The organism is Bradyrhizobium sp. SZCCHNR1015 (assembly GCF_032489875.1).
GTDB lineage: Bacteria > Pseudomonadota > Alphaproteobacteria > Rhizobiales > Xanthobacteraceae > Bradyrhizobium.
The window spans coordinates 13,791-40,083 of the sequence record NZ_JAUEYW010000001.1; the positions used below are offsets into that span (position 1 = coordinate 13,791).

The window sequence follows — 26,293 nt, forward strand, 5'->3', positions numbered from 1 at the left end:
TGTGCGAAGCGCGCTTGCGATTATCTGCGGGGTGGCGTTGCTCGACACGATCGTGTAACACCGCGCAAATTTCCGAATAGCCCGCGAAGCTCTCGCGATCCCGGCCTCCGGCCGGGGCCTGCGAGGGCTTGTGACGGAAGGTCACCATGCAGACTGTCTTGATCGTCATTCACCTCATGATCGTCGCCGTCCTGATCGGCGCGGTGCTGTTGCAGAAGTCCGAAGGCGGCGGCCTCGGCATGGGCGGCGGCGCCGGCTTCATGTCGAGCCGCGGCACGGCGAACCTGCTGACGCGCACCACGGCGATCCTGGCGGTCGGCTTCTTCCTCACCAGCCTGGCCCTGACCTGGCTGGCAGGATACGATCGCAAGCCGGCCTCGATCCTCGGCACCGTGCCTGGGCAGACCCAATCGGGCGGGGCGACCCCGGTGGCGCCGACCAGCGGTGGCGTGCTCGACCAGCTCAAGAAGGCCGACGAGCAGCAGGCCCCCGCGGCACCGAGCGCGCCGCAGGCCCCGCAGTCGCAATAAAGCGGGCAAGCCATGCAGGAACGCAGTTGGCGTCCTGCATCATAAAGCGGTCTCAAGTCCCTGGGACCATTCATATTTTGACGTCACCCACAGGCCCGCGACGACGTTGCGGGCCGACCACGATTCGTTTTGGCGAATCGAGCGCGCGGCATTAAAGGTAGGGTCCCATGGCGCGGTACATCTTCATCACCGGCGGCGTGGTTTCCTCGCTCGGAAAGGGTCTGGCTTCAGCCGCGTTAGGCGCGCTGCTGCAGGCCCGCGGCTACAAGGTCCGGCTTCGCAAGCTCGACCCCTATCTCAACCTCGATCCAGGCACGATGTCGCCGTATCAGCACGGCGAAGTGTTCGTGACCGACGACGGCGCCGAGACCGATCTCGATCTCGGCCATTACGAACGCTTCACCGGGCGGCCCGCGACCAAGGCCGACAACATCACCACCGGGCGGATCTATCAGGACATCCTGACCAAGGAGCGCCGCGGCGACTATCTCGGCGCGACCATCCAGGTCGTTCCGCACGTGACGAATGCGATCAAGGATTTCGTCCTGTCCGGGAATGACGAGTACGATTTCGTGCTGGTCGAGATCGGCGGCACCGTCGGCGACATCGAGGGTCTGCCGTTCTTCGAAGCGATCCGCCAGCTCGGCAATGAGCTGCCGCGCCATCACGCGATCTACATCCATCTCACGCTGCTCCCGTACATCCCGAGCGCCGGCGAGTTGAAGACCAAGCCGACGCAGCATTCGGTCAAGGAGCTGCGCTCGATCGGCATCCAGCCGGACATCCTGCTGTGCCGCACCGACCGCCCGATCCCGAAGGAGGAACGGCGCAAGCTCGGCCTGTTCTGCAACGTGCGCGAAAGCGCCGTCATCGAGGCGCGCGACGTCGACAACATCTATGCCGTGCCCGAGGCGTATCACGCCGCGGGTCTCGACGACGAGGTGCTGGCCGCGTTCGGCATCGAGCCGCGGGTGCCGCCGGCGCTGGCGAGCTGGCACACGATCAACGAGCGCGTCCGCAACCCGGAAGGCGACGTGACGATCGCGATCGTCGGCAAGTACACGGGCATGAAGGATGCCTACAAGTCGCTGATCGAGGCGCTGTCGCATGGCGGCATCGCCAACAAGGTCCGCGTCAAGCTCGACTGGATCGAGAGCGAGGTGTTCGAGAACGAGGACCCGGCGCCGTTCCTCGAGCACGTCAACGGCATCCTGGTGCCCGGCGGCTTCGGCCAGCGCGGCGCCGAGGGCAAGATCCGCGCGGCGCAGTTCGCCAGGGAGCGCGACGTGCCGTATTTCGGCATCTGCTTCGGCATGCAGATGGCGGTCATCGAGGCCGCGCGCAATCTGGTCGGGATCACCGAGGCCAACTCGACCGAGTTCGGTCCGACGAAGGAGCCGCTGGTCGGTCTGATGACCGAGTGGCTGCGCGGCAACGAGCTGGAGAAGCGCTCCAAGAGCGGCGATCTCGGCGGCACGATGCGGCTCGGCGCCTATCCCGCGGCGCTCAAGCGCGGCAGCCGCGTCTCCGAGGTCTATGGCGGCGCGACCGAGATCTCCGAGCGCCATCGCCACCGCTACGAGGTCAACACCGCCTACAAGGACCGGCTCGAGCAGCATGGCCTGAAGTTCTCCGGCCTGTCGCCGGACGGCGTGCTGCCGGAGATCGTGGAGTACGAGGACCATCCGTGGTTCATCGGCGTCCAGTTCCACCCCGAGCTGAAGTCGCGCCCGTTCGAGCCGCATCCGCTGTTCGCGTCCTTCATCCAGGCGGCGGTGGTGCAGAGCCGGCTGGTCTGAGCCAGACGCGAGGGGCGAGCGATCACCCCTCTCCATAAGCACGCTGCTCATGGCCAATGAGCAGCGCCGATTTCGGAGCCGGACCCTCATGGTGAGGAGCGTCGCCCTCTGTGACGCGTCTCGAACCATGAGGCCACAGTACGGGCCTCGCCCTTCGAGACGACCGCCTGCGGCGGTCTCCTCAGGGTGAGGGTCGAACAACGTTCCAAGTGGCGCAAATCTCTCTCCACGAGCAAACCGCCTATCGCCAAAGCGCAGCGGCAGGAGACGCGTTGAGCCATCTCCAACCCTGCGGCCACAGCGGTCACTCCGCCTTTGACGACCGCAGCGATTGTTGCGACAACGCTCCCTGTTCACGCGAAGCAAGAACAGATCAGGGAGGATCACATGATCTATGAGAGCCGCATCTATCGCTGCATTCCCGGCCGGCTGCCGGCGCTGCTCAAGCGCTTCGAGACGACCACGCTGAAGCTGTGGGAGAAACATGGCATCCGCCCGGTCGGCTTCTTCACCACCCTGATCGGCGAATCCAACCAGGACCTGACCTATTTCCTCGCCTGGGAATCGCTCGCCGAGCGCGAGACCAAATGGACCGCCTTCATGACCAATCCGGACTGGATCGCCGCCCGCGCCAAGAGCGAGGAGGACGGCCAGATCGTCGCCAACATCACCAGCCAGTTCCTGGTGCCGACCGCATTCTCGGCGCTGAAATAGAGGCCGGGGAGGGGCGGGGATGACCGATCCCCGCAACCCTGCTATTCGCGGGCGCGCGCCGGGTTGATCCGGATGCCCGCGCCGGGCCATGGTCGCGCGCTCAAAGAGGATGAAGTCGTGAACGCTCCGATCTCTGCCGCGCCGGTCGTCAGCCTCGGCTCCGTCAAGTTTGGCAATCAGCTGCCGCTCGCGGTCATCGCCGGGCCGTGCCAGCTCGAGAGCCGCGCCCACGCGCTCGAGGTCGCCTCGGCGCTGAAGGAGATCGCGACGCGCCTGAACATCGGCCTCGTCTACAAGACCTCGTTCGACAAGGCCAACCGCACCAGCGGCTCCGCCGCGCGCGGGCTTGGCCTCCAGCAGTCGCTGCCGATCTTCGCGGAGATCCGCGCCTCGCTCGGCCTTCCCGTGCTGACCGATGTCCATGACGCGAGCCAGTGCGCCGAGGTGGCGCAGGCCGTCGACATCCTGCAGATCCCCGCCTTCCTGTGCCGCCAGACCGACCTGCTGCTCGCGGCCGCCGCGACCGGCAAGGTGATCAACGTCAAGAAGGGCCAGTTCCTGGCGCCGTGGGATATGGCCAACGTCGTTGCCAAGATCACCGGCGCCGGCAATCCGAACGTGCTGGCGACCGAGCGCGGCGTCTCGTTCGGCTACAACACGCTGGTCTCGGACATGCGCGCGCTCCCGATCATGGCGAAGACCACCGGCGCGCCGGTCATCTTCGATGCCACGCACTCGGTGCAGCAGCCGGGCGGGCAGGGCACCTCGTCGGGCGGCCAGCGCGAATTCGTGCCGGTGCTCGCACGCGCGGCGGTCGCGGTCGGCGTCGCCGGCGTGTTCATCGAGACCCATCCCGATCCGGATCATGCGCCCTCCGATGGACCGAACATGGTGCCGCTCGCACAGTTCGAGGCCTTGTTGAAGACGCTGATGGACTTCGACCGGCTCGCCAAGGCGCAGACGGCAGACGCCATCAGCTGATGCACCAGCCCGTCGCCAAGCCCGCAGACAACAAGTTTCCGCCAGCCGTGAACATCATCGCGCTGGCGGGCTTCTCGGCGGCGCTGTCGACGCGGGCGCTCGATCCGGTGCTGCCGCATGTCGCCGAGGATTTTTCGATCAGCATTGCGACGGCGGCCGGCATCGCCGCCGGCTATGCGCTGATCTATGCGCTGATCCAGCCGGCGATCGGCGCCGCCGCCGATCTGTTCGGCAAGGCGCGCCTGATGACGCTGTGCCTCGCGCTGCTCGGCGTCGCCAGCATCCTTGGCGCGCTCGCCACCTCGTTTCCGCTGCTGTTCGCCTCGCGCATTCTCGCTGGCGTTGCCTCGGGCGGCGTGTTCCCGGTCGCGCTCGGATTGACCAGCGATCTCGTCGCGCCCGACAAGCGCCAGGTTGCGATCGGCCGGACGCTGGCGGGATCGATGGCCGGCAACCTGCTCGGCGCCACGGCCTCCGGTATCATCGGCGACTTCATCGGCTGGCGCGGCGTGCTCGCGATCCTCGGCGCGCTCGGACTGATCGCCTCGCTCGCGGTGGCGGCCGGTTTCCGCGGCGCCAAGGTCACCCACGTGCCGACCACGGATCTCGCCGCGCTGAGGAAGGGCTACCGCACCATCTTCACCAACCCCAATGCGCGCTTCTGCTTTCCGGCGGTGTTCGTCGAAGGCTGCTGCGTATTCGGGCTGTTTCCGTTCATCGCCTCGTTCCTGTTCGACCTCGGCGAAACCTCGCTGTCGATCGCCGGCATCGTCATCGCGGGTTTTGCGGTCGGCGGCCTGTTCTACACCTTCACGGTGTCGAGCTTCCTGCCGCGGCTCGGCGTCAAGGGCATGATGATCGTGGGCGCGGGACTGGTCGGCCTGCAACTCGCTGCGCTCGCCTTCGGCCCCGGCTGGAAGCTGCAGTTCGCCTGCATGCTGATGATGGGCTGGGGCTTCTACATGATCCACGGCTGCCTGCAGGTGTTCGCCAGCGAGCTGTCGATCGGCGCCCGCGCGACCGCGATGTCGCTGCACTCGTTCTTCTTCTTCCTCGGCCAGACCGTCGGCCCCATCGCCTACGGCTTTGGCGTCGTCCATGGCGGCAAGCAGCCGACGCTGCTCGCCGCCGCCGTCCTGATGGTCGCGCTCGGCTTCGCCTGTGCCGCGCTGCTGCGGCAGCGGCCGCCGGCGGATGCGGCGACGAGCTGACCGCCCTGTCGGGCACAGGTGCATGCTCATTGCATCTGAAGACACCGAGCCATAGCCGCAGGAACGCCTGCTCATTTGTTGCTCCGTCATGGCCGGGCTTGTCCCGGCCATCCACGTCGTCCGGCACGCCGAGAAGGACGTGGATGCCCGGGACAAGCCCGGGCATGACGACGTGGAGACAGGCGAGCGCATAAAGGCCCATCGTTTGCTGCTTTAGCCCTGGGCGCACACCGCCGCCATCTCGCGGCGCATCTGCGTCCGAGCTTTGCCTTTGGACATGCCCTATTTCCGAAAAGAGGGCACGGGGAATGCCGGGAGCTGGCCGCCCCCATGGCCCGCCTGCTAACAAGAATGCAGGCGGCAGGAACCACAGGTTCAGCCGAGACATCCCGGCATTCCCCGCGCGATGGTTGGGCGGCTTATACGTAATCTCCCCGGGGACCGGGCTGTCTTGCCCCCGTGACCGGCGGATCATCACCACCAGCGTAGCCTCAGCGTCGGGAGGCCAGGACCATACGATTTCGCCGGCGCATCAGGCTCGTTCGTCCGCATGACTGAGCACGCTGCGAACCTGACACACCCACCGCATCCCGCCTCAACGTCCGTGACGACCGCGAAGCGCCCCTCTGATCGAGACGGGACGCGCATAATAGAGCACGGTTTCGGAAAAAATGAAAGAGAAAACTTTCGGCTGCGTACCTTGGAATGTGTCCCAAGTCGAAATCCGGCATTCAGGCGGATACGAGCGTCACATGGTGGTCCTTTTTGAAATAGTAGGATTTCGACGACTGCCTTAAAGTCTACCCTGACGGGAGAGTTGAGATGCTGAAAAAAATTCGGGCGATTGATGGTCGCGATCACTGTTCTTATCCAATTGACCCGTGGCAATCGATTCAATGAGCGAGTTGAGGTGAGAGTGATGAGGTCGTTCGTTAGCTGTTTGGTTTGCGCTGTCTTGATTGGGACGACGACGATCGTGACCGCAGCAGCCAGTGGCCTGCGGACTTACTTTTCGGAAGAGTTGCCTGTCGAAATAACCAAGCCCCAGTCCCTGTCATCCATGGATCAAATCGTTGTGGCCAGGGTACGGGTCCTAGGTGGGCCTGCAGGTCTCTATGGTTTCGAGCAATCCGCGCGTCCGGGCGAAGCTTTCCACGAGGACTATTCAGCTTGGTTACAGGTGCTTGCCGTTCTCCGTGGCAAGCGACCAGAGCTAGAGCGCATAAACGTGACGTTCGGCAGCGGCCATAGCTACGCTCAAGGTCCCACTACACCGCGTCAGCTCCAACAGGAATATTTCGTCGCGATGTACGAAGACCTTTCCGGGTTTCATCTGATCGGTGTTCCCATCGAAGCCGCCAAGTATACCGAGTGGCAGCAAGAGATCGGAGTGTTTGAGCGAGAGCGCGTCAAGTCGCTCCCGAAATAGTCGGCTCATGTCATCCATCTGAAAAACGTAAATGGCTTGGGGGTTGCGTGGAAGTGCTCGGCAGTAACTGTGACCCTGGCTTAGCCGCGATTTGGTATTGCAACATGATCGATCAAGAACGACCAAGATTCGTCCTCCGTATTCTGAGCGGCCCAGCAGTGAATGGTGCGAAGGCCGAGGCCACTCCTTCCGAAGAGACCGTCGCACGAAGGTTCATTCGATCACGCGAGGAGTTGAGGCCTCTGGCGATCGAGCTTGTCCGAAATGCAGAGCTGGTGAAGCGGTTTTGGGTCGTGCGTGGAAGCGACAATGAGGAGCTTGCGAGTCAATTTATAGATGAAGTGGCTCAGAGGGCGCAGAAGATAGACTCGAACGTTACGTACGCGGACGCCGCGAGAATAACGGTGATCCTCATGGAAATCCTGGCAGGTTCGGGTAATGAGGAAAGATGACGACGACCGTACCTCGAAGTGAGGTGCAGACAACGTCTGTGACGGGCATTCAAGAATCGCCTGTGAAGGAGCAGATGCAAAACAATCTCGAGATTCCGGTTCAAGGCCGCGGCCTTGCCCCGGAATGACCGTGACGATCACGCTATTGCCGAGCGTTCGCCTCGTTAACCCCGCCCGCGATACGGCGCCACGCCTTGCTCCGGGACCCACAGGCCCTTCGGCAGCTTGCCCGTCTGCCAGAACACGTCGATCGGGATGCCGCCGCGGGGGTACCAGTAGCCGCCGATGCGCAGCCATTTCGGCTTGAGCTCGGCGGCGAGGCGCTTGCCGATCGCGACCGTGCAGTCCTCGTGGAAGGCGCCGTGGTTGCGGAAGCTCGCGAGGTACAGCTTCAGCGACTTGGATTCGACCAGCCAGGGACCGGGGGCGTAATCGATGACGAGATGCGCGAAGTCCGGCTGTCCCGTCACGGGGCAGAGCGAGGTGAATTCCGGCACCGTAAAGCGGGCCAGATAATCCGTGTCCTTCTGCGGGTTGGGAACGCGGTCGAGCTTGGCCGTCTCCGGGCTGTCCGGCTGGGTGACCGGGCGGCCGAGCTGGAGCTCGGCTGATGTGTCGGATTTTGTGGATCTTTTCGCCATGTCTCGGGCCAGGGATGAGGTTGGGCGCCGTCTTAGCCAATCCGGCCGCCGCCGTCACTCGCCGCGTCGGGCAGCCGCCTCGTCATTTGGCCGCGACTTCTGCCCGACTTCTGTCCGACTTGGCCTTTTCGCCCTCCCGTCCCTGCGGTAGAAGCGGCGCAGCAACGCCCACCAGAAGCCCGTAAGAGGACCTCATGACCGCCATCGTCGACATCATCGGCCGCGAAATCCTGGACAGCCGCGGCAATCCCACGGTCGAGGTCGACGTCGTGCTGGAGGACGGCTCGGTCGGCCGCGCCGCCGTGCCGTCCGGCGCCTCCACCGGCGCCCATGAGGCGGTCGAGCTGCGCGACGGCGACAAGCACCGCTATCTCGGCAAGGGCGTGCTGAAGGCCGTCGAAGCCATCAACGACGAGGTCTATGAGGCGCTCAGCGACATGTCGGTGCAGGACCAGGTCCAGATCGACCAGATCCTGATCGAGCTCGACGGCACCGAGAACAAGAGCCGGATCGGCGCCAACGCCATTCTCGGCGTGTCGCTCGCCTGCGCCAAGGCGGCGGCGATCTCCTACGACATGCCGCTGTATCGCTATGTCGGCGGCACCTCGGCGCGCACTTTGCCGGTGCCGATGATGAACATCGTCAATGGCGGCGTCCACGCCGACAACCCGATCGACTTCCAGGAATTCATGATCATGCCGGTGGGCGCACCGAGCTTTGCGGAAGCGCTGCGCTGCGGCTCGGAGATCTTCCATACGCTGAAGGCCGAGCTGAAGAAGGCCGGTCACAACACCAATGTCGGCGACGAGGGTGGCTTCGCGCCGAACCTGCCGTCGGCGGATGCCGCGCTCGACTTCGTCATGGCCGCGATCGGCAAGGCCGGCTACACCGCGGGCGAGGACGTCATGCTGGCGCTCGACTGCGCCGCGACCGAGTTCTTCAAGGACGGCAAGTACGTCTACGAGGGCGAGAACAAGTCGCGCTCGCGTTCGGAGCAGGCCAAATATCTCGCCGACCTCGTCGCGCGCTATCCGATCGCCTCGATCGAGGACGGCATGTCGGAGGACGACATGGACGGCTGGAAGGAGCTGACCGATCTGATCGGCCACAAGTGCCAGCTCGTCGGCGACGACCTGTTCGTGACCAACGTGAACCGTCTGGAGGACGGCATCCGTAACGGCCGCGCCAACTCGATCCTGATCAAGGTCAACCAGATCGGCACGCTGACCGAGACGCTCGCCGCGGTCGAGATGGCCTACAAGGCCGGCTACACCGCCGTGATGTCGCACCGATCCGGCGAGACCGAGGATTCGACGATCGCCGATCTGGCGGTCGCCACCAATTGCGGGCAGATCAAGACCGGCTCGCTGGCGCGCGCCGACCGCACCGCCAAGTACAACCAGCTGCTGCGCATCGAGCAGGAGCTGGATGCGCAGGCCAAATATGCGGGCAGGGCGGCGCTGAAGGCGCTGGCCTGATCGCGCGCTGAATAAACAACGAAGAGGAAGAGGGGAGGCACGCATGAGCGTCGAGACACAAGGCCTGCAGCTGCGGACGCTGATCAAGCGCAGCGGTGAGCTCGAGCTCTCGCTGGTCGACGTGCCGACCCCCGAGCCGGGCCCGGACGAGGTCGTGGTGCGGATCGAGGCGGCGCCGATCAACCCGTCCGATCTCGGCCTGCTCGTTGGCGCTGCCGACCTCACGACCATGCAGGCATCCGGCACCAAGGACCGTCCGGTCATCATCGCGAAGGTGCCGGAGGCGGGGATGCGGGCGATGGCCGCCCGGGTCGACGAGTCCATGCCTGTTGGCAACGAGGGGGCGGGCGTCGTGGTCAAGACCGGATCCTCCGACGCCGCCAAGGCGCTGATGGGCCGCACGGTCGCGGCGATCGGCGGGGCGATGTACAGCCAGTATCGCTGCCTGAAGCTCTCCGAATGCCTGCCGCTGCCGGCGGGCACCACACCCGCCGAGGGTGCCTCCTGCTTCGTCAATCCGCTGACCTCGCTCGGCATGACCGAGACGATGCGGCGCGAGGGCCATACCGCGCTGGTGCATACAGCGGCCGCGTCCAATCTCGGGCAGATGCTGAACAAGATCTGCCTCAAGGACGGCATCCCGCTCGTCAACATCGTGCGCAGTGCGGCGCAGGCCGAGATCCTGCGCGGCCTCGGCGCCAAGCACGTCGTGGATTCGACCTCGCCCACCTTCATGGACGATCTGATCGCGGCGCTGGTCGAGACCGGCGCGACCATCGCCTTCGATGCGATCGGCGGCGGCAAGCTTGCGGGCCAGATCCTCAACGCGATGGAAGCTGCGATCAATAAGTCCGGCAAGCACCCCTACAGCCGCTACGGCTCCAGCGTGCACAAGCAGGTCTACATCTACGGCAGCCTCGACGTCAGGCCGACCGAGATCACGCGCGGCTTCGGCATGACCTGGAGCGTCGGCGGCTGGCTGCTGTTTCCGTTCCTGATGAAGATCGGCAAGGCGGATACCGAGCGGCTGCGCCAGCGCGTCGTCGACGAGCTGAAGACGACCTTTGCCAGCCACTACACCAAGGTCGTTTCCTTGTCCGAGGCGCTCGATCCGGCCAACCTCGCCGTGTACGCCAAACGGGCCACCGGCGAAAAATTCCTCATCGACCCCAACAAAGATAAGTGACCTAACGTCGCTCCTCGGACGTTGCTGACGGGCTTGCGTTTGGCCCGCATGCGGAGACAATCCGCCCCGTTTGTCTGGGGGGCGGCGTCAGCCGCATGAAGCACTGAGGAGAGATTTGTCATGACCCGATTGGATCGCCGTCGATTTCTGGCTGGTGCGGCCCTCGCCGGAGCTGCAACCGCCTTGCCGCCGCTGGCCGGACAGGCACGCGCGGCGGTTGCGCCCGCCGGCGCGCAGGCCCCCGGCTTCTACCGCTACAAGGTCGGCGACTACGAGTGCACCTCCGTCAATGACGGCGCGCGCACCTTCCCGATGCCCGACAAGTTCGTCGTCAACACCGCCAAGGACGACGCGCTCGCGGCTGCCGAAAGCGCCTACATGCCGAAGGGCATGATCACGATCCCCTTCAATCCGCAACTGATCAACACCGGCTCCAAGCTGGTCCTGATCGATACCGGCAACGGCGCCGGGGCCTTCGAGGCCAGCAAGGGCGCGGTCGGGCGCACCCTGCAGAATCTCGCTGCCGCCGGCGTCGATCCGAAGAGCATCGACGTCGTCGTGCTCTCCCACATGCACGGCGACCACATCAACGGCCTCAAGCTCGCGGACGGCTCGCTGGCATTTCCGAACGCCGAGCTGAAGGTGCCGGCCAAGGAGTGGGCGTTCTGGGCCAGCGACGAGAACGCCGCCAAGGCGCAGACCGACTTGATGAAGGGCAATTTCGCCAACTTCAAGAAGGTGTTCGGCGGGCTCGAAAGCAAGGTCACGCAGTACGAGTGGGACAAGGAGGTCGCGCCCGGCATCACCGCGCTCGGCACGCCCGGTCACACGCCGGGACACACCTCGTTCGCGGTCGCTTCCGGTAATGCCAGGGTCCTGATCCAGGCCGACGTCACCAACGTCCCCGAACTGTTCCTGCGCAACCCCGACTGGCACGTGATGTTCGACACCGATGCCGCGATGGCCCAGGAGACGCGGCACAAGTTCTACGACATGGCCGCCGCCGAGAAGGCCAAGGTGATCGGCTTCCACTTCTCGTTCCCCTCGGTGGGCTATGTCGAGAAGGACGGCGCCAAGTACCGGCTGATCCCGGCGCCGTGGAATCCGGTGATCTGATTTCGCTTTAACCGGCGTCATTGCGAGCGAAGCGACGCAATCCAGGGGCTCGGTCGGGACTCTGGATTGCGTCGTCGCTTCGCTCCTCGCAATGACGGGGATGGAGTGTGCCAGGCCGTCTTTCGATGCGGCCTGCTTGTTTTGCATATGCGAAATGCCGGGCTTCCCGCCGCTCCGGCGAACGCCTATGTCAGGCGTTCCTGGGACTCCGCAGGGCCTTGCATGTCGATCGACCTCTCTCCCACCACCGCCGATCTCTCCAACTGGCGCACTGCGCCGTTCAGCCGCTGGGCCTTTCACAACATCCGCGCGATCCTGCCGGTCGCCGACGTCGAGAGCGCGCCCGGCAGCGCCTGGCCGCTGCCGGCGAGCCCGGTTGCGTTCGAGGATTTCAGCGTGCGGCTGCCCAAGGGCGGCACGCTCGATCTCGACGGTTTCCTGAAGGCGACGGCGACCGACGGGCTGCTGATCCTGCATGACGGCCGCATCGTCTTCGAGCGCTATGACGGCGGCACCGACCGCGACACGCCGCACATCCTGATGTCGGCGACCAAGTCGATCACCGGCCTCATGGTCGGCATCCTGTCCGGTCGCGGCGAGATCGACATCGACGCCGAGGTCACGCGCTACGTGCCGGAGGTGGCCGCCACGGCCTATCGCGGCGCCACGATCCGGCAGCTTCTCGACATGCGTGCGGGCGTCGTGTTCGATGGCGCCGGCCTGCAGGCCTATGCCGACGCCAGCGGCTGGGAGCCGGTCGCGCCGGGCACGACGCCGAACCTGCACGATTTCTTCGCGACGATGCGCGCCCAGTCGGCGCCGCATGGCGGCGCCTTCAGCTACGTCTCCTCCAACACCGATTTGCTGGGCTGGGCGATCGAGCGCGCCACCGGCCGCAGCTTCGCGAGCCTCGTCGGCACCTTGCTGTGGAAGCCGATGGGGGCGAGCGGCGAGGCCTTCATCACTCTCGACCGCAAGGGCGCGCCGCGCTGCACTGGCGGCTTCTGCGCGACGCTGCGCGACTTCGCCCGGCTCGGCCAACTCGTGCTGTCGGGCGGCCGGCGCGGCTCGCAGACGATCGTCCCCGAGGGCTGGCTCGACGACGTCAGGCACAATGGCGATGTGCAGGCCTGGCGCGACGGCCACTGGCGCGACAGTTTCGCCGCGATCAGCCGCAACATGCACTACCGCAGCGGCTGGTACGTCATCAACGATCAGCCGCAGCTGATGTTCGCGATGGGCATTCACGGCCAGAACCTGTTCGTCGATGCCGCCAACGGCATCGTGATCGCCAAGCTGTCGAGCTGGGCTCAGCCGGTCGACGGGCAGGCGATCTGGCTGACGCATCAGGCGGTGGCTGAATTTGCCCGCAGCCTCAAAGCCACGGCTTGAGCTCGCCGCGGCGAAGGTCTGGAACATTGGAGCCCTGCTCGCGATGAAACGCTGAGTTTCGCGACACGCTGTTTTCATGCACTTGCATGGTCTTGCCCATGTGTCTTAAGTGCACCCCTCACGTTCCCCTGCAAAGGATGCCCTATGCCTGCTCCGTACGCCATCGTCGCCCTCGTCGGCAGTCTCCGCAAGGAGAGCTTCACCCTGAAGATCGCCAATGCGCTCGCCAAGCTGGCGCCGGCCAGCCTGAAGATCGACGTCACCACGCTCAACGGCCTGTCGTTCTTCAACCAGGATCTCGAAGCCAATCCGCCGGCCGACTGGCTCGCCCTGCGCGACAAGCTGAAGGCCTCGAACGGCGTGCTGATCCTCACGCCCGAATACAACCGCTCGATCCCCGGTGTGCTGAAGAACGCGATCGACATCGCCTCGCGCCCCTATGGGCAGAGCTCGTTCCTGGGCAAGCCGGTCGGCCTCATCTCCAATTCGCCGGGCCCGCTTGGCGGCGTGGCGGCGGCCAAGCACCTGCAGAACATCATGCCGGGCATCTCGGGCCCGATCATGGGGCAGCCGGAAATCTACCTGAATGGCGTCGGCGACGCGTTCGACGCCCAGGGTGAGCTGGTCAAGGATTCGCTCAAGACGGTGCTGCAGCAATATCTGGATGCGTTCGCCGCCTTCGTGGCCAAGCAGAACGGCTGACCTTGGTCGTCGCCGTGCGGCGGTCGCCAACTGCATGACGGGTATGATGCGGGCAGGGCGTTGACGCGCCTTGCCCGATCCGTTTCAAGGCCATGCCGGACCAGCGCAAGGATGCGCATTGCCAAGGAAGCATGATGGCCCATTCGTTCACACCCGCGTCGTCGTCGAGGCCCGGCCCGAACCAGCCGGATCTCGACTCGGAGGCCGTCTGGCAGGCGCGGATCGACCTCGCGGCGTGCTTCCGGATGGCGGCGCGGCACGGGCTCGAAGAGGGCATCTGCAACCACTTCTCGGCGCTGGTGCCCGGCTATGACGACCTCTTCATCGTCAATCCCTACGGCTATGCCTTTCGTGAGCTGACGGCCTCGAAGCTGCTGGTGTGCGATTTCGACGGCAACGTCATTGCCGGCGATGGCCGCCCGGAAGCGACTGCCTTCTACATCCATGCCCGCATCCACAAGGCGTTGCCGCGGGCCAAGGTCGCGTTCCACACCCACATGCCCTACGCCACCGCGCTGTCGATGACCGAAGGCGACCCGCTGATCTTCGCCGGGCAGACGGCGCTGAAATTCTACGGACGAACCGCGGTCGACGCGAACTACAACGGGCTGGCGCTCGACGCGCGGGAGGGCGACCGCATCGCCGGGGCGGTCGGCAACGCCGACATCGTCTTCATGAAGCATCATGGCGTCATGGTTCTGGCGCCGACCATCGCTGAAGCCTGGGACGATCTCTATTATCTCGAGCGCGCCTGCCAGGTGCAGTGCCTGGCGCTGTCGACCGGCCGCAAGGTCACCGCCGTCGCGCCGGCAATCGCGGAAGCCGCCTCTCGCCAGATGCGCGAAGGAGATGCGGAATCGGCTCGGTTGCACCTCGAGGCCGTCAAACGCATGCTCGACCTCGAGGAGCCGGTCTACCGGAGCTGAGGACTGATCGTCTGGAGGCTGGTGCGATGTCCAGATTGGAGCTTTCTGCCGAGCAGCGCGCAGCGCTGGATCGTCCCGTCTGGTCAGCCCTGACCACCGGGCACCGGGCGCTTGCGGAAGGCACCGCGCATGCTCGTCGCTATCCTGCGGCGATTGCACCATTTGCCGCCATGTCGGACGACAGCGATGCCGCATGGTCGGAGCTCGCCGACTTCGCCAAGAAGGACGTAGTTGCGATCGTGACTCCCGCTCCTCCGGGCGACCTGCACGGCCTTGCCGCCTGGTTCAGCGCCAGCGTCCGCCAGATGGTTGCGGTCGAGGCCGAGGCCCCTGTTGGGGATGCCGTGATCGAAACGCTCGACCAGCGTGACATTCCGGCGATGCTGGAGCTGACGGCGCTGACCAAGCCCGGCCCGTTCCTGGCCAGGACCCACGAGCTGGGCCGCTATATCGGCATCCGCGACGGGCAGCGCCTGGCTGCGATGGCCGGGGAGCGCATGCGCCTCGACGGGTTCACGGAAATCAGCGCGGTCTGTGTCCATCCGGACTCTCGCGGCCGTGGCTATGCCCAAAGGCTCGTAACAGCCCTGATGACGGCCATCAGGGGCAGGGGCGAGACGCCGTTTCTCCACGTCATAGAGGACAATCATGCCGCGATCGCGCTGTATGAGCGTCTCGGCTTCGTGTCGCGAGCCACCTTGTGTTTCACGGTGCTTCGGCGATCCGTCAGCCCGTGACGGGTGGTGCGACCTTCGTAAAGAAGCCTCGCGGGGCGGATTAGCAGATCCTTAACCAAGGCGCCCCATCTTCCGGCCATGGTCTCCCGCGCGCGGCTCAAATCGTTCCTGACCGGGCTCGCCCTCTACACGATGGCGGCCGCCATCATCGGCTATTTCGGCATCAACGCCTATACCGGCCGCTACGGCCTGACCGCGCGCCAGGAGCTCGACCAGGAGATCATTGCGCTGACCTCCGAGCTCGCCCGGCTGAAGCAGGAGCGGGCGGAGGGTGAGAAGCGCGTGTCGCTGCTGCGCTCCGACCGGGTCGATCCCGACATGCTCGATGAGCGCGCCCGCTTCCAGCTCGGCTACGCCAATCCGCGTGATCTGATCCGGATCAATCGGCCAAACTGAGCGAGCCGGTCTCCGCGAGGCATCCGTTGGGAGACTGGCCTCGCGTCTGCGTAACGAACGCGTGCACGACAAGCCCATGACGAGGAAGACCCGCGCTGCGCGCGGGCCTTCGACGATCGCTGATGCGCTGCTCTTTATGCGGCCCGCACGGTGGCGAGGAACCTGTGGACCTCGGCCTTCAGGCGGTTGCTGTCCTGGGACAGTGACTGCACGGCGTTGAGCACCTGGGACGAAGCCGTCCCCGTCTCGGTTGCTTCGCGCTGGACGTCGGCAACATTCGCGGAAACCTCTTTCGTGCCGCTGGCGGCTTGCTGGATGTTGCGCGAGATTTCCTGGGTTGCGGCGCCCTGTTCTTCGACAGCGGCTGCGATGGTGGCGGCGATTTCCGACATCCGGCCGATCGTGTCGCCGATTTCCTTGATGGCGGTGACCGAATGCTGGGTGGCGGTCTGGATGGCGCCAATCTGCTGGCTGATCTCTCCGGTCGCCTTGGCGGTCTGCTCGGCGAGCGCCTTGACCTCCGAGGCGACGACAGCGAAGCCGCGGCCGGCTTCACCCGCCCGCGCCGCCTCGATGGTGGCGTTCAAGGCCAGCAGGTTGGTCTGGCCGGCGATGGTGTTGATGAGCTCCACCACGTCGCCGATGCGAGCCGCCGCTTGCGACAATTCGCCCACGCGTTCATTGGTCTTGCGGGCCTGCTCGACGGCTTCACTGGCGATCGCCGAAGACTGCTGCACCTGCCGGCTGATCTCGTTCACGGAGGAGGACATTTCCTCGGTGGCGGCGGCGACCGACTGGACGTTGTTGGAGGCGGCGCCTGAGGCGCCGGCTACGACGGTGGCGAGACCCTTCGAGCGTTCGGCAGTCGCGCTGAGCGACTGGGCCGATGACTCCAGATCGGTCGCTGCCGACGACACGGTCTCGATGATCTGGCCGACCGCTGTCTCGAAATCGTTCGCAAGGCGCATCGTATCGATCTTGCGCTGCTCGGCCTGGCGCGCCTCCAGCTCGTTCTGCTCGGCTTCGAGCCGCTGGCGGGCGACGGCATTGACCTTGAACACCTCGACGGCACGGGCCATCTCGCCGACCTCGTCGCGCCGTTCCGAGCTCGGTATCTGCACAGCGAGATTCCCGTTCGCAAGCTCGGTCATCGTCCGGGTGATCGCTTGCAGCGGCCGGACCAGGCCGCGCGCGATCATCAGGGTCGCAACGCACAGCAGGGCGATCAATCCGACGGCCCACATCAGCGTCACCTTGACGGAGGCGTAGAACGCCTCGTCGAGATCGTCGACATACACGCCCGTGCCGACGACCCAGTTCCACGGATCGGCCTTCAAGGTGTAGCCGAGCTTCGCCACCGGGACGCTGCTGCCGGCGCGCGCGAACATATAGCTGACGAAGCCGCCACCAGGCTGGGTCGAAGCCGCGATCAACTCGCGTACGAAAGGCAGACCGTTGGCGTCCTTCTCGTTGAGCAGGCCCTTGCCCTCCCAATCCGGCTTCGGGCCAAGCACGAGGTTCACGCCGTCCGGCTGGTAGACGAAGATGTAGTCGTTCTTGCCGAACCGGATGCCGCGGAGCACGGCCTTGGCGCGGTTCTGCGCCTCGTCCGCGGTCAGGGCGCCCTTCGCCGCCGCATCGGCAAAGCCCTTAACGATCGACACGGCAGATTGCACCTGTCCGACGACTGCAGCCTTACGCTCTTCGACCAGGGCTGTGCGGGTGGCCAGCAGCTGGCTGACGACGGCGACGATACAGACGCCGATGGATAACGCGACCAGAACCGCAAAGCGGCGAGGGATGGTGAGAACCATGTTCGTTCCTGTCAGGGGGCCGAGGCAGCCGGACAGTTCAGGCAGCCAGGGATTTCCGTTGAGTTATTTGATTTCGTTGATGAATTCGGAAAAATTGTGCGTTGCGGAAGGTTTAGAATTGATTGATTCGAAGGCCCGTAGAAACACGGAGACCCTCTGCCGCTGCTCGGTCGGAATATCCGTTATGCCGATGTTCGATATGTCGGGTTTTTTGGTCGCCGATGGCGTCGTCGAGATCCACCGATGAGGGTGTCGCGGAGGGCGTCGTCGGCTTGGCCTGACGCGTCCCATCCGCTGAGATGGCTGCTCTTTTTTGTAGCGGCCTGCGGTCGGATTCCAAAAATGGTGGAATTGTATTTGCAATATTTCGTGTGCATTGCAGTGCGGCACGCCAAAGCCTTCGGACGTGCCACGCGGTCCTTTTACGTCTCCTGGAGTTGAGCTAGAGAGAGCTACTTTTTCTCTCATCCGGAATTGCCATGGCCGCACCGAAGAAGACCGCCGCAAAGGAACAAGGGCAGGACAGAGACAACGGCCCGCCGCCGGAATTCACCAGAGAACAGGAATTGGCTGCGCTGCGCGACATGCTGCTGATCCGCCGCTTTGAGGAAAAGGCGGGTCAGCTTTATGGCATGGGTGCGATCGGCGGCTTCTGCCATCTTTACATCGGCCAGGAAGCGGTCGTCGTCGGCATGCAGATGGCGCTGAAGCCGGGCGACCAGGTCATCACCGGCTATCGCGATCACGGCCACATGCTGGCCACCGGCATGGATGCCAAGGGCGTCATGGCCGAGCTCACGGGACGCCGCGGCGGCTATTCCAAGGGCAAGGGCGGCTCCATGCACATGTTCAGCGTGGAGAAGAACTTCTTCGGCGGCCACGGCATCGTCGGCGCCCAGGTCTCGCTCGGCACCGGCCTTGCGCTCGCCAACCGCTACCGCGGCAACGACTCGGTCAGCGTCGCCTATTTCGGCGACGGCGCGGCCAACCAGGGGCAGGTCTATGAGAGCTTCAACATGGCGGAGCTCTGGAAGCTGCCGGTGATCTACGTCATCGAGAACAACCGCTATGCCATGGGTACGGCGGTGTCGCGCGCCTCGGCGCAGACCGACTTCTCCAAGCGCGGCATCTCCTTCAACATCCCGGGCGAGCAGGTCGACGGCATGGACGTCCGCGCGGTGAAGGCCGCCGGCGAGAAGGCGGTCGCGTGGTGCCGCGAGGGCAAGGGTCCGTATATCCTGGAAATGCAGACCTACCGCTATCGCGGCCACTCGATGTCGGACCCGGCCAAGTACCGTACCCGCGAGGAGGTGGAGAAGGTCCGTCACGACCAGGATCCGATCGAGCAGGTGCGCAACCGCTTGCTGGCGGCCAAGGTCAGCGAGCAGGATCTCAAGACGATCGATGCCGACGTGCGCAAGATCGTCAACGAGGCCGCCGATTTCGCGCAAGCCGATCCCGAGCCCGATGTCGCCGAGCTCTATACCGACGTTTATCGCTGAGCGCGCGCAAGCTGTTTCTCTGGAGCTGATATGCCTATTCAAGTTTTGATGCCTGCGCTGTCGCCCACGATGGAAAAGGGCAATCTCGCCAAATGGCTGAAGAAGGAAGGCGAGGCGATCAAGTCGGGTGACGTGATCGCCGAGATCGAGACCGACAAGGCCACGATGGAGGTCGAGGCGACCGACGAGGGCACGCTCGGCAAGATCCTGATCCCCGAAGGCACTGCCGACGTCGCGGTCAATACGCCGATTGCGACCATCCTCGCCGACGGCGAGACCGCCGCCGATCTCGGCAAGGCGGCAGCGCCTGCAGCCGAGATGAAGGCCGCGCAGTCGGCGCCGCCGGCCGAGCCGGCTGCTTCGGTGTCGGCATCGCCTGCGCCGACCGGCGTGGCTGCGCCGCAGAGCGTGGCCGAGCCCGATCCCGAGGTGCCCGCGGGCACCGAGATGGTGACGCAAACCATCCGCGAGGCGCTGCGCGACGCGATGGCCGAGGAGATGCGCCGCGACGGCGACGTCTTCATCATGGGCGAGGAGGTCGCCGAATATCAGGGCGCCTACAAGGTCACCCAGGGCCTGCTGCAGGAGTTCGGCGCCCGCCGCGTGATGGACACGCCGATCACCGAGCACGGTTTCGCCGGCATCGGCGTCGGTGCCGCGATGGCCGGCCTGAAGCCGATCGTCGAGTTCATGACCTTCAACTTCGCCATGCAGGCGATGGACCAGATCATCAACTCCGCGGCCAAGACCTTGTACATGTCCGGCGGCCAGATGGGTTGCTCGATCGTATTCCGCGGTCCGAACGGCGCTGCCGCCCGCGTTGCCGCGCAGCACAGCCAGGACTACTCGTCCTGGTACTCGCACATCCCGGGCCTCAAGGTGATCGCGCCGTATTCCGCCGCGGACGCCAAGGGCCTGTTGAAGGCCGCAATCCGCGATCCCAATCCGGTGATCTTTCTCGAGAACGAGGTGCTCTACGGTCACTCCGGCGAGGTGCCCAAGCTCGACGACTACGTGATCCCGATCGGCAAGGCGCGCATCGCCCGTAGCGGCAAGGACGTCACCATCATCTCGTGGTCGAACGGCATGACCTACGCGCTGAAGGCCGCCGATGAGCTCGCCAAGGAGGGCATCGAGGCCGAGGTGATCGACCTGCGCACGCTGCGTCCGATGGACACCGAGACCATCGTCGCCTCGGTCAAGAAGACCGGCCGTGCGGTGACGGTGGAAGAAGGCTGGGCGCAGAGCGGCGTCGGCGCCGAGATCGCCGCGCGCATCATGGAGCACGCCTTCGACTATCTCGATGCGCCGGTGACGCGCGTATCCGGCAAGGACGTGCCGATGCCTTACGCGGCGAACCTCGAGAAGCTCGCGCTGCCCTCGGCGGCGGAGGTCGTGCAGGCCGCCAAGTCCGTCTGCTACCGCTAAGGGACATCCCACCATGGCCGGACCCAAGGAGCAGCCGCTGCCGCCCGACGTCATCGGCCGCGAGGACGCCACCGAAGTGTTGCGCGCCTTCGTGCTCGATGGCGGGCTCTCGATCGCATTCCAGCGCGCCTTCGAGGAGCCCGACGTGTGGGGGCTGCTCCTGGTCGACGTCGCCCGACATGCTGCGCGCGCCTATGCGCGCGAGAGCGACTATTCCGAAGACGAGGCGCTGCAGCGCATCGTCGAGATGTTCGAAGCCGAGCTGGCTCGGCCGACTGACACGGGCACCACCAGCCCCAGGTCGAAACAAGGTCACTGATCATGCCGATCAACATTCTGATGCCCGCGCTGTCGCCGACGATGGAGAAGGGCAACCTCGCTCGTTGGCTCAAGAAGGAAGGCGACCAGGTCAAGTCCGGCGAGGTCATCGCCGAGATCGAGACCGACAAGGCCACGATGGAAGTCGAGGCGGTCGACGAAGGCACGCTCGCCAAGATCCTGGTGCCCGAGGGCACCCAGGACGTGCCGGTCAACGACGTGATCGCCGTGCTTGCGGGTGAGGGCGAGGACGTCAAGGCGGCCGGCAGCGCGCCGGCGGCGGCGGCTCCCAAGCCCGAGGCGAGGCCGACGGTGTCCGCGGCGGCGCCCGCCGCCACACCTGCACCTTCCGCCGCGCCCGCGCCGAAGCCGGCCGCGGCTCCTGTGCCGGCCGCTCCCGCGGCTGCGCCCCAGGTCAACGGTCACGTGCGCATCTTCTCGTCGCCATTGGCACGTCGTCTCGCCAAGGATGCCGGCATTGATCTCGGCCGCATCACCGGCACCGGCCCGCACGGCCGCGTCGTCGCGCGCGACGTTGAGGACGCAAAGTCCGGCAAGGGCCTGAAGGCCGCGCCGTCCGCGGCTCCCGCCGCGGCAGGCGCGCCGGCGCTGGCGCCGTCGATGTCGGACAAGCAGATCCTGGCGCTGTTCGAGCCGGGCTCCTACGAGGTCATCCCGCACGACGGCATGCGCCGCACCATCGCGCAGCGCCTGACGGCGTCGGTGCAGAACGTCCCGCACTTCTATCTCACGATCGACTGCGACATCGGCAAGCTCCTGGCCGCGCGCGAGGAGATCAATGCGGCAGCTCCAAAGGACAAGGAGAAGAAGCCGCTCTACAAGCTCTCGGTGAACGACTTCGTCATCAAGGCGATGGCGGTCGCGCTGCAGAAGATTCCGAACTGCAATGTGAGCTGGACCGAAGGCGGCATGGTCAAGCACAAGCATTCGGACGTCGGCGTCGCCGTGGCGATGCCGGGCGGGCTGATCACGCCGATCATCCGCAAGGCCGAGACCAAGACGCTGTCGGCGATCTCGGGCGAGATGAAGGACTTCGCCGCACGCGCCCGCTCGCGCAAGCTGAAGCCGGAGGAATATCAGGGCGGCACCACGGCCGTGTCCAACCTTGGCATGTACGGCATCAATCACTTCACCGCCGTGATCAATCCGCCGCATGCGACGATCCTCGCGGTTGGCACCTCGGAAGAACGCCCCGTGGTGCGCAACGGCAAGATCGAGATCGCCAGCATGATGAGCGTGACCCTGTCGTGCGATCACCGCGCCATCGACGGCGCGCTCGGCGCCGAGCTGATCGGCGCGTTCAAGCAGCTGATCGAGAATCCCGTGATGATGATGGTGTGACGTTGCGTTCCGGAGCGGGATGGCAGACGGGGCCAGCGCATGCGCATCAGAACGCGGTGGCCCTGGATCACGGCACTGGTGAGCGCCGCGTTGTTTGCCAACCCGCTCGGGATCGACGTCATCCATTCTGCTTTCTACTCCGGCGAGGCGCTGTCGCGCGGCATCTGGGCGCCGATCGTGCTTGCCGGATTTGCGATCTGCGCCGTGCTGGTGCTGCTGGAGGCAATAGTTCGAGCCTTGATCTGGCGACGTTCCGTCGGCAGCACCACGACCATCTGATTTCCAACTGCTTCAGTTGAATGGGAGCCGTAATGGCCGACACATCCTTCGACGTCATCATCATCGGCTCCGGCCCGGGCGGCTACGTCACCGCGATCCGTGCCGCGCAGCTCGGCTTCAAGACCGCGATCATCGAGAAATCCTACCTCGGCGGCATCTGCCTGAACTGGGGCTGCATCCCCACCAAGGCGCTGCTGCGCTCGGCTGAGATCTATCACTACATGCAGCACGCCAAGGAATACGGCCTGTCGGCGGAAAAGATCTCCTACGATCCGAAGGCGGTGGTGCAGCGCTCGCGCGGCGTGTCGAAGCGGCTGAACGACGGCGTCGGCTTCCTGATGAAGAAGAACAAGGTCCAGGTGATCTGGGGCCGTGCCGCGATCGATGCGCCCGGCAAGGTCACCGTGACCAAGTCCGACGTGGAGGCGCCGAAGGGCGCGCTCGGCGAGGGCACCTATCAGGCCAAGCACATCATCGTCGCGACCGGCGCCCGGCCGCGCGTGCTGCCGGGCCTCGAGCCGGACAAGAAGCTGGTCTGGACCTATTTCGAGGCGATGGTGCCCGACAGGATGCCGAAGTCGCTGCTGGTGGTCGGCTCCGGCGCGATCGGCATCGAGTTCGCGTCGTTCTTCCGCACCATGGGCTCCGAGGTCACCGTGGTCGAGGTGCTGCCGCAGATCCTCCCCGTCGAGGACGCCGAGATCGCCGGCATCGCGCGCAAGCAGCTGGAGAAGCAGGGTCTCAAGATCATGACCGGCGCCAAGGTCACCAAGCTCGACAAGAAGAGCGACAGCGTGGTGGCGACGATCGACGACGGCAAGGGCAAGACCGAGACGGTCGAGTTCGACCGTGTCATCTCGGCGGTCGGCGTGGTCGGCAACATCGAGAATCTCGGTCTGGAGAAGCTCGGGGTGAAGACCGACCGCGGCTGCATCGTCATCGACGGCTACGGCAAGACCAACGTGCCCGGCCTCTACGCGATCGGCGACGTCGCGGGTCCCCCGATGCTGGCGCACAAGGCCGAGCATGAGGGCGTGGTCTGCATCGAGGCGATCAAGGGTCTGCATCCGCACCCGATGGACAAGAACCTCATCCCGGGCTGCACCTATTGCCATCCACAGATCGCCTCCGTCGGTCTCACCGAGGCCAAGGCGAAAGAGCAGGGGCGTGACATCCGCGTCGGCCGCTTCCCCTTCGTCGGCAACGGCAAGGCGATCGCGCTCGGCGAGGACCAGGGTCTGGTCAAGGTGATCTTCGACAAGAAGACCGGGCAACTGATCGGTGCCCACATGGTCGGCGCCGAGGTCACCGAGCTGATCCAGGGCTATGTGGTCGCGATGAACCTCGAGACCACCGAGGAAGAGCTGATGCACACGGTGTTCCCGCATCCGACCCTGTCGGAGATGATGAAGGAAGCTGTGCTCGACGCCTACGGCCGCGTGCTGAATATGTAATCCGCTCACCGGCCGTCATGCGCGGGCTTGACCCGCGCATCCATCCCCTTCGAAAATACTTGCGAAGGGGATGGATTGCCGGGGCAAGCCCGGCAATGACGGAGATGACCAGACGGGCACAACAAGAGGCTCCGCCGTGAAATCCAGCGACAATCTCACCACCGAGCGCCCGACCTTCGTCACCCATCTCGAATGCGCGATGGAAGGCGATCATTATCCGGCGGACCAGGTCCACAACCTCTCCAAGGCCGGCAAGCCGCTGCTGGTGCGCTACGATCTCGCAGGGGTGAAACAGGCGCTGACTAAGGACGCGCTGGCGCAGCGTCCGGGCGACATGTGGCGCTATCGCGAACTGCTGCCGGTGCGCAAATGCGCCGACATCGTGAGCCTCGGCGAGGTGATGACGCCGCTGATCAATCTGCCCAAGCTGTCGAAGAAGCTCGGCGGCGGCGAGATCATCGTCAAGGACGAGGGCCGGCTGCCGACCGGCTCGTTCAAGGCGCGCGGCCTGGTGATGGCGGTGTCGATGGGCAAGGCGCTCGGCATCAGGCACATGGCGATGCCGACCAACGGCAATGCCGGTGCTGCGCTCGCGGCCTATGCAACGTCCTGCGGCATCAAGACCACTATCTTCTGTCCGGCAGACACCCCCGAGGTGAATGTCAGCGAGATCGAGCTGCAAGGCGCGACCGTGTATCGCGTCAACGGCCTGATCGATGATTGCGGCAAGATCGTCGGCGAGGGCAAGGCCAAGGTCGGCTGGTTCGACACCTCGACCTTGAAGGAGCCCTATCGCATCGAGGGCAAGAAGACGATGGGCCTCGAGCTTGCCGAGCAGCTCGGCTGGGACGTGCCCGACGTGATCTTCTATCCGACCGGCGGCGGCACCGGCCTGATCGGCATGTGGAAGGCGTTCGACGAGCTGGAGAAGATCGGCTTCATCGGCGCAAAACGTCCGCGCATGGTGGCGGTGCAGGCCTCCGGCTGCGCGCCGATGGTGCGTGCCTTCGAGCAGGGCGTCGAGCACGCCACGCGCTGGGAGGACGCCCACACGATCGCCTCCGGCATCCGTGTGCCCCAGGCTGTCGGTGACTTTCTCATCCTGCGGGCGGTGCGCGAGAGCAAAGGCTTCGCCATCGCGGTCGATGACGAGAAGATTTCATCTGCGCTCACCGAGGTCGCGCGCGAGGAGGGGCTGCTGTTGTGCCCGGAGGGCGCGGCGACCTATGCCGCCTACAAGCAGAGCCTGGCCGACGGGCGCGTGACGAAAAACGATCGCGTCATGCTGTTCAATTGCGCGACAGGACTTAAGTATCCGCTGCCGCCGGTCACCCGCACGCTCGATCGTCACCAGCCGATCGACTTCGGGCAGTTCTAACTAACAACCAGCACCGCGGCCTCGGGCACATGCTCCGGCGCAGACGCATTCGCGTCTGTGACCGGCGCGTGCGACACAAGGGAGGACGTGATGCGACGAGCTCTTTGCGCCGTGCTGTTTGTATGTCTCGCGCTGGCGTTGCCGGCGCGCGCCGACAATTATCCCTCGCGCGCGATCACCGTGATCGTGCCGTTCGCTGCCGGCGGCCCGTCGGATGCGATGATGCGCATCCTCGCCGAGCACATGAGACAGACGCTCGGGCAGCCCGTTCTGATCGAGAACGTGACCGGGGCGGGCGGTTCGATCGGCGTGGGACGCGCGGTGCGCTCGAAGCCCGACGGCTACACCGTGAGCTTCGGCCATCTCGGCACCCATGTCGCGAACGGCGCCGTCTACCGGCTCGGCTATGACCTCGAGGCCGATCTCGAGCCGGTGGTGCTGCTGCCGAGCAATCCGATGATCATCGTCAGCAGGAACAACATCCCGGCCAAGACGCTGCCGGAGTTTCTCGCCTGGGTGAAATCGCAGCCGAACCCCGTATCGGCGGGCACCGCCGGCAATGGCTCCGGCAGCCACATCGCAGGGCTCTATTTCGAGCAGGTCACCGGCCTCAAGCTGCAATACGTGCCGTATCGCGGCACGGGGCCGGCGATGAACGATCTGGTCGCTGGCCAGATCGACCTGATCGTCGACCAGACCTCCAACGCCATCAACCAGGTTCGTGCCGGGACGATCCGCGCCTACGCCGTCACCGACGCCAAGCGGCTCGAGTCCGCGCCGGAGATTCCGACCACCGACGAGGCCGGCCTGCCGGGTTTCCACATGACCCTGTGGTCGGGCCTCTGGCTGCCGAAGGGCGTCAGCAAGGAGATCGTCGATACGCTCAGTGCGGCGGCGGTGGCCGCGCTGGACGAGCCGGATGTGAAAAACCAGTTGAAAAACCTGGGGTTGCAGATGCCGGCGGCCGATCAGCGCGGCCCCGCTGCGCTTGGAACTTTGCAGCGGGCCGAGATCCGCAAATGGTGGCCGATGATCCGCGCCGCCGGGGTGGTGCCGGAGTAGGCGCCC

26 protein-coding genes are annotated in these 26,293 nt (G+C 65.2%); 24 read left to right on the forward strand and 2 right to left on the reverse strand.

The annotated features are described in order from the left end of the window. Positions 1-146 precede the first annotated feature (146 nt). From secG to QX128_RS00090, 7 genes are all read left to right on the forward strand, one after another. Positions 147-530, forward strand: coding sequence for a preprotein translocase subunit SecG (secG, locus tag QX128_RS00060; protein WP_315799765.1), 384 nt, complete (start codon positions 147-149; stop codon positions 528-530). A gap of 167 nt (positions 531-697) precedes the next feature. Then, positions 698-2,329 carry a CTP synthase gene (locus tag QX128_RS00065; protein WP_316236380.1) on the forward strand — a complete coding sequence of 544 codons (1,632 nt, stop codon included), beginning with the start codon at positions 698-700 and terminating at the stop codon, positions 2,327-2,329. 387 nt (positions 2,330-2,716) lie between these two features. Next, positions 2,717-3,043 carry an NIPSNAP family protein gene (locus tag QX128_RS00070; RefSeq protein ID WP_315756696.1) on the forward strand — a complete coding sequence of 109 codons (327 nt, stop codon included), beginning with the start codon at positions 2,717-2,719 and terminating at the stop codon, positions 3,041-3,043. Positions 3,044-3,160: 117 nt separating this feature from the next. Then, positions 3,161-4,024 carry a 3-deoxy-8-phosphooctulonate synthase gene (kdsA, locus tag QX128_RS00075; RefSeq protein WP_316236381.1) on the forward strand — a complete coding sequence of 288 codons (864 nt, stop codon included), beginning with the start codon at positions 3,161-3,163 and terminating at the stop codon, positions 4,022-4,024. Then, positions 4,024-5,235 (forward strand): MFS transporter, encoded by a 1,212-nt coding sequence (locus QX128_RS00080; protein WP_316217896.1) that lies wholly within the window; start codon positions 4,024-4,026, stop codon positions 5,233-5,235. The genes kdsA and QX128_RS00080 overlap by 1 nt, the downstream gene beginning before the upstream one ends. A gap of 976 nt (positions 5,236-6,211) precedes the next feature. Further along, positions 6,212-6,664, forward strand: a complete 453-nt coding sequence (locus QX128_RS00085; RefSeq protein ID WP_316236382.1) for a hypothetical protein — start codon at positions 6,212-6,214, stop codon at positions 6,662-6,664. 104 nt (positions 6,665-6,768) lie between these two features. After that, a complete protein-coding gene (locus QX128_RS00090) occupies positions 6,769-7,116 on the forward strand; it encodes a hypothetical protein (RefSeq protein ID WP_316236383.1) in 348 nt (115 codons plus the stop codon). Between the two features lie 164 nt (positions 7,117-7,280). Here QX128_RS00090 and queF read toward each other — a convergent pair whose 3' ends face one another. Beyond that, entirely contained in the window at positions 7,281-7,757 is a 477-nt protein-coding gene (gene queF / locus QX128_RS00095; RefSeq protein WP_316236384.1) for a preQ(1) synthase, read from the reverse strand. A 194-nt stretch (positions 7,758-7,951) separates the two neighbouring features. Between queF and eno the strand changes: the two genes are divergently transcribed. The 8 genes from eno to QX128_RS00135 all read left to right on the forward strand — a co-directional run bounded on the left by eno (position 7,952) and on the right by QX128_RS00135 (position 15,690). Further along, positions 7,952-9,235, forward strand: a complete 1,284-nt coding sequence (gene eno, locus QX128_RS00100) for a phosphopyruvate hydratase (RefSeq protein WP_316236385.1) — start codon at positions 7,952-7,954, stop codon at positions 9,233-9,235. A 43-nt stretch (positions 9,236-9,278) separates the two neighbouring features. After that, a complete protein-coding gene (locus QX128_RS00105; protein ID WP_316236386.1) occupies positions 9,279-10,421 on the forward strand; it encodes a zinc-binding dehydrogenase in 1,143 nt (380 codons plus the stop codon). A 120-nt stretch (positions 10,422-10,541) separates the two neighbouring features. After that, complete coding sequence (locus tag QX128_RS00110; protein ID WP_316236387.1) at positions 10,542-11,537, forward strand: MBL fold metallo-hydrolase; 996 nt, start codon at positions 10,542-10,544, stop codon at positions 11,535-11,537. A gap of 222 nt (positions 11,538-11,759) precedes the next feature. Beyond that, entirely contained in the window at positions 11,760-12,929 is a 1,170-nt protein-coding gene (locus QX128_RS00115; protein WP_316236388.1) for a serine hydrolase, read from the forward strand. A 144-nt stretch (positions 12,930-13,073) separates the two neighbouring features. Next, on the forward strand, positions 13,074-13,631 hold the full coding sequence (locus QX128_RS00120) for an NADPH-dependent FMN reductase (protein WP_316178495.1): 558 nt from the start codon (positions 13,074-13,076) through the stop codon (positions 13,629-13,631). Positions 13,632-13,765: 134 nt separating this feature from the next. After that, positions 13,766-14,557 (forward strand): aldolase, encoded by a 792-nt coding sequence (locus QX128_RS00125; RefSeq protein WP_315799778.1) that lies wholly within the window; start codon positions 13,766-13,768, stop codon positions 14,555-14,557. A 26-nt stretch (positions 14,558-14,583) separates the two neighbouring features. Then, a complete protein-coding gene (locus tag QX128_RS00130) occupies positions 14,584-15,294 on the forward strand; it encodes a GNAT family N-acetyltransferase (protein ID WP_316236389.1) in 711 nt (236 codons plus the stop codon). A 78-nt stretch (positions 15,295-15,372) separates the two neighbouring features. Beyond that, positions 15,373-15,690, forward strand: coding sequence for a septum formation initiator family protein (locus QX128_RS00135; RefSeq protein WP_315711657.1), 318 nt, complete (start codon positions 15,373-15,375; stop codon positions 15,688-15,690). A 134-nt stretch (positions 15,691-15,824) separates the two neighbouring features. Here the strand turns inward: QX128_RS00135 and QX128_RS00140 are convergent, their stop codons facing one another. Beyond that, positions 15,825-17,504, reverse strand: a complete 1,680-nt coding sequence (locus tag QX128_RS00140) for a methyl-accepting chemotaxis protein (RefSeq protein ID WP_316178498.1) — start codon at positions 17,502-17,504, stop codon at positions 15,825-15,827. Between QX128_RS00140 and QX128_RS00145 the strand changes: the two genes are divergently transcribed. The 9 genes from QX128_RS00145 to QX128_RS00185 all read left to right on the forward strand — a co-directional run bounded on the left by QX128_RS00145 (position 17,503) and on the right by QX128_RS00185 (position 26,287). After that, positions 17,503-17,751, forward strand: a complete 249-nt coding sequence (locus QX128_RS00145) for a hypothetical protein (protein ID WP_315799781.1) — start codon at positions 17,503-17,505, stop codon at positions 17,749-17,751. The two genes, QX128_RS00140 and QX128_RS00145, sit on opposite strands and share 2 nt — an antisense overlap. 232 nt (positions 17,752-17,983) lie before the next feature. Beyond that, positions 17,984-19,006: a pyruvate dehydrogenase (acetyl-transferring) E1 component subunit alpha gene (gene pdhA / locus QX128_RS00150; RefSeq protein ID WP_316178501.1), complete on the forward strand. Its 1,023-nt coding sequence runs from the start codon at positions 17,984-17,986 to the stop codon at positions 19,004-19,006. A 30-nt stretch (positions 19,007-19,036) separates the two neighbouring features. Then, entirely contained in the window at positions 19,037-20,434 is a 1,398-nt protein-coding gene (locus QX128_RS00155; RefSeq protein WP_315799783.1) for a pyruvate dehydrogenase complex E1 component subunit beta, read from the forward strand. A 13-nt stretch (positions 20,435-20,447) separates the two neighbouring features. Further along, positions 20,448-20,753, forward strand: a complete 306-nt coding sequence (locus QX128_RS00160; RefSeq protein WP_015666657.1) for a DUF5076 domain-containing protein — start codon at positions 20,448-20,450, stop codon at positions 20,751-20,753. Positions 20,754-20,755: 2 nt separating this feature from the next. Beyond that, positions 20,756-22,114: a pyruvate dehydrogenase complex dihydrolipoamide acetyltransferase gene (locus QX128_RS00165; protein ID WP_316236390.1), complete on the forward strand. Its 1,359-nt coding sequence runs from the start codon at positions 20,756-20,758 to the stop codon at positions 22,112-22,114. A gap of 39 nt (positions 22,115-22,153) precedes the next feature. Then, the gene (locus tag QX128_RS00170; RefSeq protein WP_315799785.1) at positions 22,154-22,393 is read left to right on the forward strand and encodes a hypothetical protein; all 240 of its coding nucleotides are present in this window, start codon (positions 22,154-22,156) and stop codon (positions 22,391-22,393) included. Positions 22,394-22,425: 32 nt separating this feature from the next. Continuing rightward, entirely contained in the window at positions 22,426-23,847 is a 1,422-nt protein-coding gene (lpdA, locus tag QX128_RS00175) for a dihydrolipoyl dehydrogenase (RefSeq protein WP_316236391.1), read from the forward strand. 136 nt (positions 23,848-23,983) lie between these two features. Beyond that, complete coding sequence (locus tag QX128_RS00180) at positions 23,984-25,225, forward strand: threonine synthase (protein WP_316236392.1); 1,242 nt, start codon at positions 23,984-23,986, stop codon at positions 25,223-25,225. A gap of 90 nt (positions 25,226-25,315) precedes the next feature. Next, the gene (locus QX128_RS00185; protein WP_316236393.1) at positions 25,316-26,287 is read left to right on the forward strand and encodes a tripartite tricarboxylate transporter substrate binding protein BugD; all 972 of its coding nucleotides are present in this window, start codon (positions 25,316-25,318) and stop codon (positions 26,285-26,287) included. Positions 26,288-26,293 lie beyond the last annotated feature (6 nt).

Bases quoted from the DNA above. Each gene is read 5' to 3' on its own strand.
- QX128_RS00155 (WP_315799783.1), top strand. From the start codon at position 19,037: ATGCCTATTCAAGTTTTGATGCCTGCGCTGTCGCCCACGATGGAAAAG.
- QX128_RS00165 (WP_316236390.1), top strand. From the start codon at position 20,756: ATGCCGATCAACATTCTGATGCCCGCGCTGTCGCCGACGATGGAGAAG.
- QX128_RS00130 (WP_316236389.1), top strand. From the start codon at position 14,584: ATGTCCAGATTGGAGCTTTCTGCCGAGCAGCGCGCAGCGCTGGATCGT.
- QX128_RS00170 (WP_315799785.1), top strand. From the start codon at position 22,154: ATGCGCATCAGAACGCGGTGGCCCTGGATCACGGCACTGGTGAGCGCC.
- QX128_RS00115 (WP_316236388.1), top strand. From the start codon at position 11,760: ATGTCGATCGACCTCTCTCCCACCACCGCCGATCTCTCCAACTGGCGC.
- QX128_RS00140 (WP_316178498.1), bottom strand. From the start codon at position 17,504: ATGGTTCTCACCATCCCTCGCCGCTTTGCGGTTCTGGTCGCGTTATCC.
- QX128_RS00105 (WP_316236386.1), top strand. From the start codon at position 9,279: ATGAGCGTCGAGACACAAGGCCTGCAGCTGCGGACGCTGATCAAGCGC.
- QX128_RS00135 (WP_315711657.1), top strand. From the start codon at position 15,373: ATGGTCTCCCGCGCGCGGCTCAAATCGTTCCTGACCGGGCTCGCCCTC.
- pdhA (WP_316178501.1), top strand. From the start codon at position 17,984: ATGGCCGCACCGAAGAAGACCGCCGCAAAGGAACAAGGGCAGGACAGA.
- QX128_RS00120 (WP_316178495.1), top strand. From the start codon at position 13,074: ATGCCTGCTCCGTACGCCATCGTCGCCCTCGTCGGCAGTCTCCGCAAG.
- QX128_RS00065 (WP_316236380.1), top strand. From the start codon at position 698: ATGGCGCGGTACATCTTCATCACCGGCGGCGTGGTTTCCTCGCTCGGA.
- secG (WP_315799765.1), top strand. From the start codon at position 147: ATGCAGACTGTCTTGATCGTCATTCACCTCATGATCGTCGCCGTCCTG.
- QX128_RS00145 (WP_315799781.1), top strand. From the start codon at position 17,503: ATGTTCGTTCCTGTCAGGGGGCCGAGGCAGCCGGACAGTTCAGGCAGC.
- eno (WP_316236385.1), top strand. From the start codon at position 7,952: ATGACCGCCATCGTCGACATCATCGGCCGCGAAATCCTGGACAGCCGC.
- QX128_RS00090 (WP_316236383.1), top strand. From the start codon at position 6,769: ATGATCGATCAAGAACGACCAAGATTCGTCCTCCGTATTCTGAGCGGC.
- queF (WP_316236384.1), bottom strand. From the start codon at position 7,757: ATGGCGAAAAGATCCACAAAATCCGACACATCAGCCGAGCTCCAGCTC.
- QX128_RS00080 (WP_316217896.1), top strand. From the start codon at position 4,024: ATGCACCAGCCCGTCGCCAAGCCCGCAGACAACAAGTTTCCGCCAGCC.
- QX128_RS00160 (WP_015666657.1), top strand. From the start codon at position 20,448: ATGGCCGGACCCAAGGAGCAGCCGCTGCCGCCCGACGTCATCGGCCGC.
- lpdA (WP_316236391.1), top strand. From the start codon at position 22,426: ATGGCCGACACATCCTTCGACGTCATCATCATCGGCTCCGGCCCGGGC.
- QX128_RS00185 (WP_316236393.1), top strand. From the start codon at position 25,316: ATGCGACGAGCTCTTTGCGCCGTGCTGTTTGTATGTCTCGCGCTGGCG.
- QX128_RS00125 (WP_315799778.1), top strand. From the start codon at position 13,766: ATGGCCCATTCGTTCACACCCGCGTCGTCGTCGAGGCCCGGCCCGAAC.
- QX128_RS00110 (WP_316236387.1), top strand. From the start codon at position 10,542: ATGACCCGATTGGATCGCCGTCGATTTCTGGCTGGTGCGGCCCTCGCC.
- QX128_RS00070 (WP_315756696.1), top strand. From the start codon at position 2,717: ATGATCTATGAGAGCCGCATCTATCGCTGCATTCCCGGCCGGCTGCCG.